Source organism: Halapricum sp. CBA1109 (genome assembly GCF_009741825.1).
GTDB lineage: Archaea > Halobacteriota > Halobacteria > Halobacteriales > Haloarculaceae > Halapricum.
Map to the genome: position 1 here is coordinate 1 of NZ_WPCA01000106.1, position 9,637 is coordinate 9,637.

8 protein-coding genes and 1 tRNA gene are annotated in these 9,637 nt (G+C 66.1%); 3 read left to right on the forward strand and 6 right to left on the reverse strand.

The window, feature by feature from the left end:
* Positions 1 to 53 precede the first annotated feature (53 nt).
* The 5 genes from GJ629_RS11540 to trpD all read right to left on the reverse strand — a co-directional run bounded on the left by GJ629_RS11540 (position 54) and on the right by trpD (position 7,366).
* On the reverse strand, positions 54 to 3,191 hold the full coding sequence (locus GJ629_RS11540) for an adenosylcobalamin-dependent ribonucleoside-diphosphate reductase (protein WP_370515882.1): 3,138 nt from the start codon (positions 3,189 to 3,191) through the stop codon (positions 54 to 56).
* Positions 3,192 to 3,529: 338 nt separating this feature from the next.
* Positions 3,530 to 4,141 carry an anthranilate synthase component II gene (gene trpG, locus GJ629_RS11545; RefSeq protein WP_157513204.1) on the reverse strand — a complete coding sequence of 204 codons (612 nt, stop codon included), beginning with the start codon at positions 4,139 to 4,141 and terminating at the stop codon, positions 3,530 to 3,532.
* Positions 4,138 to 5,742 (reverse strand): anthranilate synthase component I, encoded by a 1,605-nt coding sequence (gene trpE / locus GJ629_RS11550; protein WP_157513205.1) that lies wholly within the window; start codon positions 5,740 to 5,742, stop codon positions 4,138 to 4,140. The genes trpG and trpE overlap by 4 nt, the downstream gene beginning before the upstream one ends.
* The gene (locus tag GJ629_RS11555) at positions 5,739 to 6,374 is read right to left on the reverse strand and encodes a phosphoribosylanthranilate isomerase (RefSeq protein ID WP_157513206.1); all 636 of its coding nucleotides are present in this window, start codon (positions 6,372 to 6,374) and stop codon (positions 5,739 to 5,741) included. Before GJ629_RS11555 ends, trpE begins: the two co-directional genes overlap by 4 nt.
* Positions 6,371 to 7,366, reverse strand: a complete 996-nt coding sequence (gene trpD, locus GJ629_RS11560) for an anthranilate phosphoribosyltransferase (protein ID WP_157513207.1) — start codon at positions 7,364 to 7,366, stop codon at positions 6,371 to 6,373. The genes GJ629_RS11555 and trpD overlap by 4 nt, the downstream gene beginning before the upstream one ends.
* Positions 7,367 to 7,466: 100 nt before the next feature.
* Between trpD and GJ629_RS11565 the strand changes: the two genes are divergently transcribed.
* Together GJ629_RS11565 and GJ629_RS11570 are read left to right on the forward strand one after the other, a co-directional pair.
* Positions 7,467 to 7,787 (forward strand): hypothetical protein, encoded by a 321-nt coding sequence (locus GJ629_RS11565; protein WP_157513208.1) that lies wholly within the window; start codon positions 7,467 to 7,469, stop codon positions 7,785 to 7,787.
* A gap of 93 nt (positions 7,788 to 7,880) precedes the next feature.
* Positions 7,881 to 7,955, forward strand: a tRNA-Val gene (locus tag GJ629_RS11570).
* Positions 7,956 to 8,039: 84 nt separating this feature from the next.
* On the opposite strand, the gene GJ629_RS11575 is transcribed toward GJ629_RS11570, so the two are convergent.
* Positions 8,040 to 8,378: a lycopene cyclase domain-containing protein gene (locus tag GJ629_RS11575; protein WP_157513209.1), complete on the reverse strand. Its 339-nt coding sequence runs from the start codon at positions 8,376 to 8,378 to the stop codon at positions 8,040 to 8,042.
* A 102-nt stretch (positions 8,379 to 8,480) separates the two neighbouring features.
* On the opposite strand from GJ629_RS11575, the gene GJ629_RS11580 reads away from it, so the two are divergent.
* On the forward strand, positions 8,481 to 9,623 hold the full coding sequence (locus GJ629_RS11580) for a CBS domain-containing protein (protein ID WP_157513210.1): 1,143 nt from the start codon (positions 8,481 to 8,483) through the stop codon (positions 9,621 to 9,623).
* Positions 9,624 to 9,637: the final 14 nt, after the last annotated feature.

Consider the following 9,637-nt stretch of genomic DNA (forward strand, 5'->3'; position numbering starts at 1 on the left):
TTTGCGAGGAGAGGTGCGCGCCGATGGCGCGCACCCGACGAAGTAAAAAGTGGTTAGCACTCACTCCAGCCGCAACTTTCGCACGTTTTGCAGCCTTCGGAGTAGTACAGCGTCATCGACCCGCAGTCGGGACACTCGGGGCTCTCGCCCTTGTCGATGAGTTCCTGCTCGGCGCTTTTGCTCTCGCCGGCGTCGGGTTCCGAAGCGGACCGACTCGCCGCGCTCACTGCACCGCCGCCGTCGGTCGAGGGCGACGGCTCCTCGGCCGCCGCGTCGGCCTCCTCTTTCTCCAGTTCGGTGAGGTTCTGCTGTTGGGGGTAGGCGCGCTCGATGTCGTCGTCGAGGTAGCGCCGCATCGCGGTGCCGATGGCGTCCGGGATGGACTGGATCTGCTCGCCCTTGTCCCAGGCGACCTTCGGCGACCGGATGCCCTGCAGTTCGTCGGCTATCTCCTCGGGGTCGACACCCGACCGGAGCGCCGTCGAGATGGTCTTCGCCAGCGCCTCGGTGAAGGAGGCAGTGAACCCGCCGGAGTTGCCGATGTTGGCGAACAGCTCGAACGGCCGCCCCTCGTCGTCCTCGTTGATGTTGACGTACAGCTTCCCGTAGCCGGTGTCGATGCGCTGGGTGACGCCGTGGAGGACATCCGGCCGCGGTCGCTTTTTCGCGTACTCGGGTTCTTGGCCGTCCGCGATGTCCAGAATCTCCGCGATGGAGTCGTCCAGCGCCGCTTGGACCTCCTCGCTCTCCAAGAAGCCCTCGATGCCGTCGAAGACCTCCTCGATCTGGGCGACGATTTCGCCCTCGTCCATATCGGCGAACTCGGTGTTCTGGGCGCGGGTCGTCAGCACCTGCTTCGAACGGGTGCCGTCGCGGTAGTAGGTGACGCCCTTGCCGCCGTGGTCGTAGATGTACTGGAAGACCTCCGCGGCGTCCTCGATGGTCGAGTCGTTGGGCGCGTTGACGGTCTTCGAGATAGCCGAGTCGACGCCCTGCTGGCAGGCGACCTGCACGCCGGCGTGGTCTTTCGCCGAGAGGTCGCCGGTCGTGACGAACAACTCGCCGATGGCGTCGGGCACCGTCGTCAGGCCGTCGATGCCGTCGAACTCGTTTTCGGCCATCTGCTGTTGGGCCTCCTCCTTGACGGCCTCGACGTCGAGGTCGTTCTCCTCCAGCGTTCGGAGGAAGTAGTCGTCGAACTCGACGAGCATCTCGTCGCCCTGGACGTCGCCGGAGACGTTCTTGTAGTAGGCGACGTTGTAGATGGGCTCACAGCCGCCGGTGGTGTTGCCGATCATCGACGTCGTACCGGTCGGCGCGATGGTCGTCGTGTTGTGGTTGCGGATCGGGAAGCCCTCGGCCCAGTCGTCGGCGTCCTCGCCGGTCTGGTGCTCGAACCACTCGCGGTATTCGGTGGGGTTGGCGTATTTGGAGTTGTCCCACTCCTCGAAGGTCCCGCGCTCTTCGGCGAGTTCGTGGGAGGCGTGTTTCGAACCGTGGTTGATGTGTCGCATCAGCTGGCTCGCGATCTCGTTTGCCTCCTCGGAGCCGTAGCGGACGCCGAGCTGGATGTACAGCTGTGCCAGCCCCATCACGCCCAGTCCGATCTTGCGCATCTCCCGGACCTTCTGTTCGATCTTCTCGACCGGGAAGTCGCTCATCGTGACGACGTTCTCCAAGAAGCGCGTCCCGCTGTCGATGCGGCGGTCGAACTCCTCGAAGTCGATGGCCGCCTCGAGGAAGGCGCCGACTGCCTCGGCCTCGGTGTCGTACTCCTCGGCGTGGGCCTCGCTCCAGACGCGCCAGTCCGGCGCGTCCTCCGCGGCGAGCGTCGAGAGGTTGATGTGCCCGAGGTTACAGGCCTCGTACTCCTCCAGGGGCTGTTCGCCACAGGGGTTCGTCGCGAGGATCTGGTGGTCGGGGTGTTCCTCGGTGTCGAAGGAGTGCTCCTTGTTGATGCGTTCGAGGTAGACGACGCCCGGTTCGCCGTTCTCGTGGGCGCCCTCGATCATATCCTCCCACAGTTCCTCTGCGGGGATAGACAGGACTTCGCCGGCCTCGACGTACTCGCCGAGACCGAACATATCGTACAGTTCCTTCGTCTCCTCGGTGGCGACGTGAGGTTCGCCCGTCCGCGGGTTCGTGAAGGTGAACTCCTCGCCGGCCTCCAAGGCCTCCATGAAGGCGTCGGTGACGCCGACGGAGATGTTGAAGTTCGAGAGGTGGCCCTCGACGGCGTTGCGGAGGTGCTCGGGCACCTTCCCGCCGTCGTCGATGAGGCCGCGGGCCTCTTCTAGGGCTTCCGCGAAGGAGTTGTGCGTGAAGTCGTCGGGGTCGTTCAGGCGCAGCGTCTCCGCGAGGCTGACGTCTTTGTTCTTGGCGTGGATGAACTGGATGACGTCAGGGTGGGAGATGCGCATCACGCCCATCTGGGCGCCGCGGCGGGCGCCACCCTGGGCGATGGTCTCGCACATCTGGTCGTAGGTCCGCATAAAGGTGATGGGCCCGGAGGCGATGCCGCCGGTCGAACCGACGGGGTCGCCGTACGGGCGGAGTCGCCAGAAGGCGTACCCCATCCCGCCGCCGCTCTGGAAGACCTGTGCGGCCTCCTTTGCGGTCTGGTGGATGTCGTCGATGTCGTCCTCGGGCGAGTCGACGAAACAGGCCGAAAGCTGCTGCAGTTCGTCGCCGGCGTTCATCAGCGTCGGCGAGTTCGGCATAAACGAAAGGTGTTCCATCAGGTCCTGGAACTCGGCGGCGGTGTCCTCGACGTGGTCGCGTACGTCTTCGGGGAGTTCCGGGACGATGGTCTCGTATGAGAACTTGTTGACGTTGTAGACAGAGAGCGTCGTCTCGGCGTCGTCGGTGGCTTTCGTACCCTTACCGAACACTTCGGCGGCGAGTTCGTCGCGCCGCGGATGGTCGGGCTTGAGTTGGTCGGGCGTGACGGTGATGGTCTCGTCCTGCTTGTCGGCCTCGAAGACGGCCTCGGCGAGGGCGACGTTCTCGGCGACGCGTTCGAACAGTTCCTCCTGGCTCTCGTCGGGGTTGCCCTCTGCGTCTTTGCGGAGATAGCGCGCGGGGAGGATGTTGTGGTAGGCGTTTGCGGTGAGTCGCTCCTCGATACTGTCTCCCGTGGTGCGCTTGATCGGCAGCGTCAGTTCGTCGGCGGAGAGTTCGGCGTCGCTCACGCGAACTCACCCCGCGTCCGGTCGGTCCGTCGTCGGTCGATACGCTCGGCGATGTGTGGCGTCACGTGTGTCATTTGTGGCGGAAGTCGGTTACTCGCGGGCCCCATATTAACCCGTCGTTCGTCAGTTCCTGCGGTGATATGGACATATCAGAGCCGATACTATTCGGTGGTAGTCTCGTGGCGTTCCCCTCTCAAACGCGTACGTTTCAGTGGGTCGGTTCGGGCACCCTTAACGGTGTCCAGACCGGAGTGAAAGTGAAATTCCGGCGGGTAAATTCGGGAGACACGAGGCGAATCTACAGCGGAAACGACCGGGGGTTCGAGTGGAGATTTCGCTCAGACGCCCGCGAGGAAGTTCTCGATGACGTCGTGACCGACCGCAGTCAGCACCGATTCGGGGTGGAACTGGACCGCTTCGAGCGGATACTCTCGGTGGCGGATACCCATAACGAGTTCGACAGTTCCGTCGTCCGTCTCGGCTTCGGTCGTCGCCGTCACCTCGAAGCAGTCCGGGACCTCGGTGGCGATGAGCGAGTGGTAGCGGCCGCCCTGCAATCCCTGTTCGAGGCCGGCGAAGACGCCCGCGCCGTCGTGGTCGATGGGGAAGGCCTTGCCGTGGATCGGTTCGGGCGCGCGCCCGACGGTCCCGCCGTACTCGTAGACGGCCGCCTCCAGTCCGAGACAGACCCCCAGCGTCGGAATCTCGGGACTGAGTTCCGTGAGTACGTCGGCGGTGACGCCCACGTCGCGGTCGTTTTTGGGATGGCCCGGCCCCGGCGAGATGACGATGGCGTCGGGGTCGACCGCCCGCACGTCTTCCAGAGCGGCCGTGTTCCGCAGCACCTCGGTCTCGGCGTGTTCGCTGACGTACTCGACGAGGTTGTAGGTGAACGAGTCGAAGTTGTCGACGAACAGCACGCGGGGCCGTCCGCCGTCGGCGGCGCTCATCGGGACACCTCCCCGGGAGCGGCCTCGATGGCCTCCAGAGCGTCCAAGACCCCGCGCATCTTGTTCTCGGTCTCCTCGTACTCGCTGTCGGGCACCGAGTCGGCGACGATGCCCGCGCCGGCCTGGACGGTGATCCGGTCGGCGCTCGTGCGGTCGATGTCGACCGTTTCGGGCACCGCGGCGTCGTGTTCGACCGTCGCCGACCGGATGACGATGGCGAAGTCGGCGTCGCCGTCCCACGAGAGGTAGCCGACGCCGCCGCCGTAGAGGCCCCGCGGCGAACGTTCGAGGTTGTCGATTATCTCCATCGCGCGAATCTTCGGCGCGCCCGAGAGCGTCCCCGCGGGGAAGGTAGCCCGCACGGCGTCGAAGGCATCGGAGTCCTGCGAGAGCGTCCCCGTCACCGTCGACTCGATGTGCTGGACGTGGCTGTACTTGAGGACGTTCATAAACTCCTCGACGCGGACGCTACCCGGTTCGGCGACCCGCCGCACGTCGTTCCGACCGAGGTCGACCAGCATCGTGTGTTCGGCCCGCTCTTTCCCGTCGGCGAGCATCTCGCCCGCGAGTCGGCGGTCCTCGACGGGGCTGTTCCCCCGCGGGCACGTCCCGGCGATTGGATTGACCATCACGCGGTCGCCGCCGACCGACACCAGCGTCTCGGGGCTGGCCCCGACGACGGTCAGGTCGTCGTGGCCGAGCAGGTACATGTACGGCGAGGGGTTGATCGACCGCAGCGAGTCGTAAAAGGCCAGCGGATCCACGTCGCCGTACTGCTCGCGGGTCCGGGAGATGACGCCCTGATAGATATCGCCGTCCAGCACCGACTCCTTGGCCGAACGGACCGCGTCCTCGTACTCCCCGCGGGGGCCGGCCACCTCCGCGTCCTTTTCGAAACCGCCCGTCTCGGGGTCGTCGACCCCGGACAGCACGGATTCGACGCGGTCAGCCTCGGCGGCCAGTTCGTCGTAGCGCTCGCCGGCGTCGCCCTCGACCAGCGGCGTACAGACCAACGACACCGACTCCTCGACGTGGTCGAACACCAGCGTCTTCGTCGTCAAAACGAACTGCGCGTCCGGGAACCGCGACCCGGGCCGTTCCAGCCCGACCTCGTCCAGCCAGAGGTCGTACACCGCGTCGTAGGCCAAGAATCCGACGAGGCCACCCTCCAGCAGTTGCCGGTCGTGGTCGGGGAACCCTCGCCGCTCGGCGTCGGGCAGACACGCCCGGAGGGTGTCGAGGACGTCTCCACCGTTCGGCTGGAGGGTGTCGGCGTAGCGGTCGTCGAACGCCTCGATATCGACGCCGTCGTCGACGGTCACCACGGCCACGGGGTCATACCCCACGAAGGAGTAGCGGGCGTGACGGTCGTCGGTCGAGGGCGCGAACGCCCCGTCCGGGTCGCTGGAGGCCACCTTCTCGGCGCTCTCCAGCAGGAAGGTGTACTCGGCCGCCTCGGTGTCGGCGGTCCGGCCCGAAAGCGCCGCGTAGGCCGAGAGCGGATCGACGTCGACCGACAACTCGGCGGCCGTTCGGACGATTGCCGGCCCCTCGCCGGCCATCTCGACGAACGCCTCGCGCGTGCGGTCGAGTCCAGTCATACGGCACCCCGCGGGCGAGTCGCCCCCTCGACGAAGGCCCTGATGGCGTCGTGGTCTTTGACGCCGCCGCTCGATTCGACCCCGCTGGCCGTGTCGACGGCGAAGGGGTCGACAGTCGTGACGGCCTCGGCGACGTTCTCCGGCGTCAGGCCGCCGGCGAGGACCACCGGGACCGACAGCGAGTCGACGATGGCTGCGGTCCGCTCCCAGTCGTGTGTCTCGCCGGTGCCGCCGCCGCCCTCGGCGTCGACGGAGTCGACCAGCAACGCGTCGGCCGCCTCGGCGTAGGCGTCGATGTCCGGGTCCGTCGGGTCGACGACAGCGAGTACGTCGACGGCGGTGTCGCCGAGGTCGGCGACCAGTTGCGGGTCGGCGGCGTGGAGTTGCACCGCGTCGGGACTCACTGTGTCGATACGCTCGCGTGCCTCGGCGGCGTCGGCGGGCATCGTCACGAGGACCGTCGTGACGAACGGCGGCACGGTCGCTTCGAGCGCCGCTGCGCGCTCGAGCGAGACGTCTCTCGGCGTGTCGACGGTGACGCCCGCGATGAGACCGACGGCGTCGGTGCCGGCCGCGACGGCCGCGTCGACGTCCGCCTCGCGGGTGAGCCCACAGATTTTCACGCGCGTCATCGCCCCCGCAACTCCTCCAGTTTCGCCGCCGCCGCGCCGGAGTCGATGGCCTCCCGGGCCGCCTCGACCCCGGCTGCAAGCGAGTCGGCCTCGCCGGCGACGTAGACGGCCGCGCCGGCGTTGGCGAGGATGATATCTCGCTTCGCGCCGGTGACCTCGCCGGTAACGATGCCTTCGAGGTCCGCCGCATTCTCCTCGGGCGTGCCGCCCGCGACGGCCGCGATGTCGTGGCGTTCGAGGCCGAGGTCCGTCGGCGTGAGCGTGTACTCGGTGATGGCCTCGCCCTCGACTTCGGCGACGGTCGTCTCGTCGTGAATCGTGATCTCGTCCATCCCCGAACCGTGGACGACCAGCGCGTGTTCGACGGGCATCCGCGCCAGCGCCTGGGCGATGACGGGCACGAGGTCAGGGTCGTAGACGCCGAGCACCTGCGCGTCCGCGCCGGCGGGGTTCGTCAGCGGCCCGAGAACGTTGAATATCGTCTCGACGCCCAGTTCCTGGCGCGGCCCGATGACCGCCTTCATTGCCGGGTGGAACTCCGGCGCGTGCATATAGCCGATACCGATGTCCTCGACGGTCGCCTCAACCGACTCCGGGTCGGGGTCGAGGTCGACGCCGACGGCCTCCAACACGTCCGAACTCCCCGAGGAGGAAGACACCGAGTAGTTGCCGTGCTTGGCGATGGGGACGCCCGCGCCCGCCGCGACGATGGCGCTCGTCGTCGAGACGTTGATCGTGTCGTAGTCGTCGCCGCCGGTCCCGCACGTGTCGACTAGCGTCTCCCGGCCGGGGGTGATAGTCAGCGCGGCCTCGCGCATCCCCTGTGCGAAGCCCGCTATCTCGGCTTCTGTCTCGCCTTTGGCCCGCAACGCCGCCAGCAGCGCACCGATCTGTGCCTCGGTCGCGTCCTCGAAGACGGCCGTCGCCGCCTCGCGGGCCTCGGTCTCCGTCAGGTCCTCTCCGCCTGTCACTCTGTCTATGTATTCCTGCATAATGGTCACCGATGGACTGTTTCGTGTTGTGATGTACAACTCCGTCCATCGCTAAAAGGGTGTCGGGACGCATTTACTCGCCGGCGACCAACGGCGACCGATGGAAGTCTCGACACGGCTCAAACGCGTCCTCGCGACGCTGTTGTTGGTCGCCGCGTTCGCCCGGGCCGGGGTGTCGCTCCGGATCGGTGGGACGAGTCAACTCGCCTCGATGGTCGCCGTCCTCTACGTCGGGAGCATCGTCTTCCTCGGCGTCTGGACCGAGCGGTTGAACACCGTCGCCTACACCCGGGCGGCCCTCCTCGGCCTCGTCGCTCTGATAGCCGCGCTGTACGAACCGACGGCGATTCTCGCGCCGATACTCGTCCTCCCGGGCGTCATCATCGTCGTTCGTGACCTGCGCGAACAGCGCGGCTCCTGACCGTGTGTCACGGGCACAACCACCGGACGCGGCCGGCGTTTCGAAACCTTCAATTACCCGTGTCCTCTACTCTGAGTTGCACTCGCCCAGCGAGGGTTCGTGGTCTAGGCTGGCTATGACACCTCCTTGACATGGAGGAGGCCGGCGGTTCAAATCCGCCCGGACCCATCCGACGAATTACACGTTCTCAGACGTGTGTATCCCACGCTCTCCGTATTTTCGACACCGATCATCACTCGGACCTGTACGAAATCAGCGAGGACCCGCGTCCGTAGGCGCCTCGTCCCCGTCCAGTACGATACCGAGCGTCTCGTGGGCGCCGACGACCATCGCCGGGACGACGAGCATGAAGATGTGTTCCTCGAGGGGGATTCCGAGCAGTTCGATACCGGTCCGGAGCGGTATCTCGAAGACGCCCACTTCCAGCGTGTACCAGTCCCAGACGTACGCGAAGGGGTACAGAACGAGGACGGTGCGGGCGGCGGTCCGAAGCGCGTCGGCGTACAGCAACAACGCCAGCGCGACGGTCCCCCACATAACCTCTGTCACGAGGTAGGTGTACCGGCCGAAGACCGTAATATCGGGGAGCATATCCGCAGTAGGGAGGCCGGACGGTAAACCCTGCTGGGGCTCTCCCGTTGTGAGAGTCTCACAAACTTTGATTACCCCTGGCGACCAACTATCGATGGTACGATGGATATTGCCGACATTGCTTCTCGAGAGTACATCGAGGTGGACGTGGACGAACGACTCGGCAAGGTGCGGTCGATTTTCGAGCGTGAGAATCCCAAGGGGATCATCGTGACCGACGAGGACGGCTACGTCGGGGTGATCACGCAAAAGCAGTTGGTCCAGTCCCACGTCGGCGACCAGACCAAAGCGGGCGCGATGACCGAACACGCGCCGAAGGTCGAGCGCAACGCTGACGTCCGCGAAACGGCGCGGGTCCTCGTCGAGGGCGGTATCAAGGTCGCCCCCGTCTTCGAGGGCGGCGAACTGTGGGGTGCGATCACCGAAGACGCCATCCTCGAGGCCGTCCTCCACAACCTCGACGCTCTCACCGTCGCCCAGATATACACGGCGGACGTCGTCTCTATCGGCGAGGACGGACAGGTCGGGCAAGCGATCAACCTCCTGCGGGAGAACGGCATCTCCCGGTTGCCCGTCATCGACGACGCTGGCCAGTTGTCGGGGATGGTCACCCGCCACGACATCGTCGACGTCGTCGTCCGCGATATCGACAAGTCCACCGTCGGGGAGCGGGCGGGCGACAACGACCGCCTGCTGGACCTCCCGATATACGACATTATGTCCAGCCCCGTCGCGACGACGACCGTCGACGCCTCCGTCGAGACGGCGGTCAAGCGGATGCTCGACAACGACTACAGCGGCCTCGTCGTCACCCCCGCCGAGGACGACACCCTCGTCGCCGGGATGATCACCAAGACGGACGTCCTCCGGGCGCTGACGTTCACCGAGGAGGACCACATGGACGTCCAGATCACGAACATCAAACTGCTTGACACCATCTCGCGTGAGGACGTCCGAGTCGGCATCGAGGAGGTCACCGACAAGTACCAGGCGATGCAGGTCCAGCACGCCCACGTCCGGTTCCACGAGCACAAGGAGAAACTCCGCGGGACGCCGTTGATCCAGTGTCAGATCCGCCTGCGGACCAACAAGGGCCAGATGGCCGGCTCCGGCGAGGGCTACGGCGCGGAGACGGCGTTCAACGTCGCGCTCGATAAGCTCCAGCGGAACGTCCTCGAACACAAGAGCGTCGAGAGCGACGAGGAACACCGCGGGCAGGTCCTCCGGAAACTCGGGGAGCTGTAAGGAACCCACTTTTT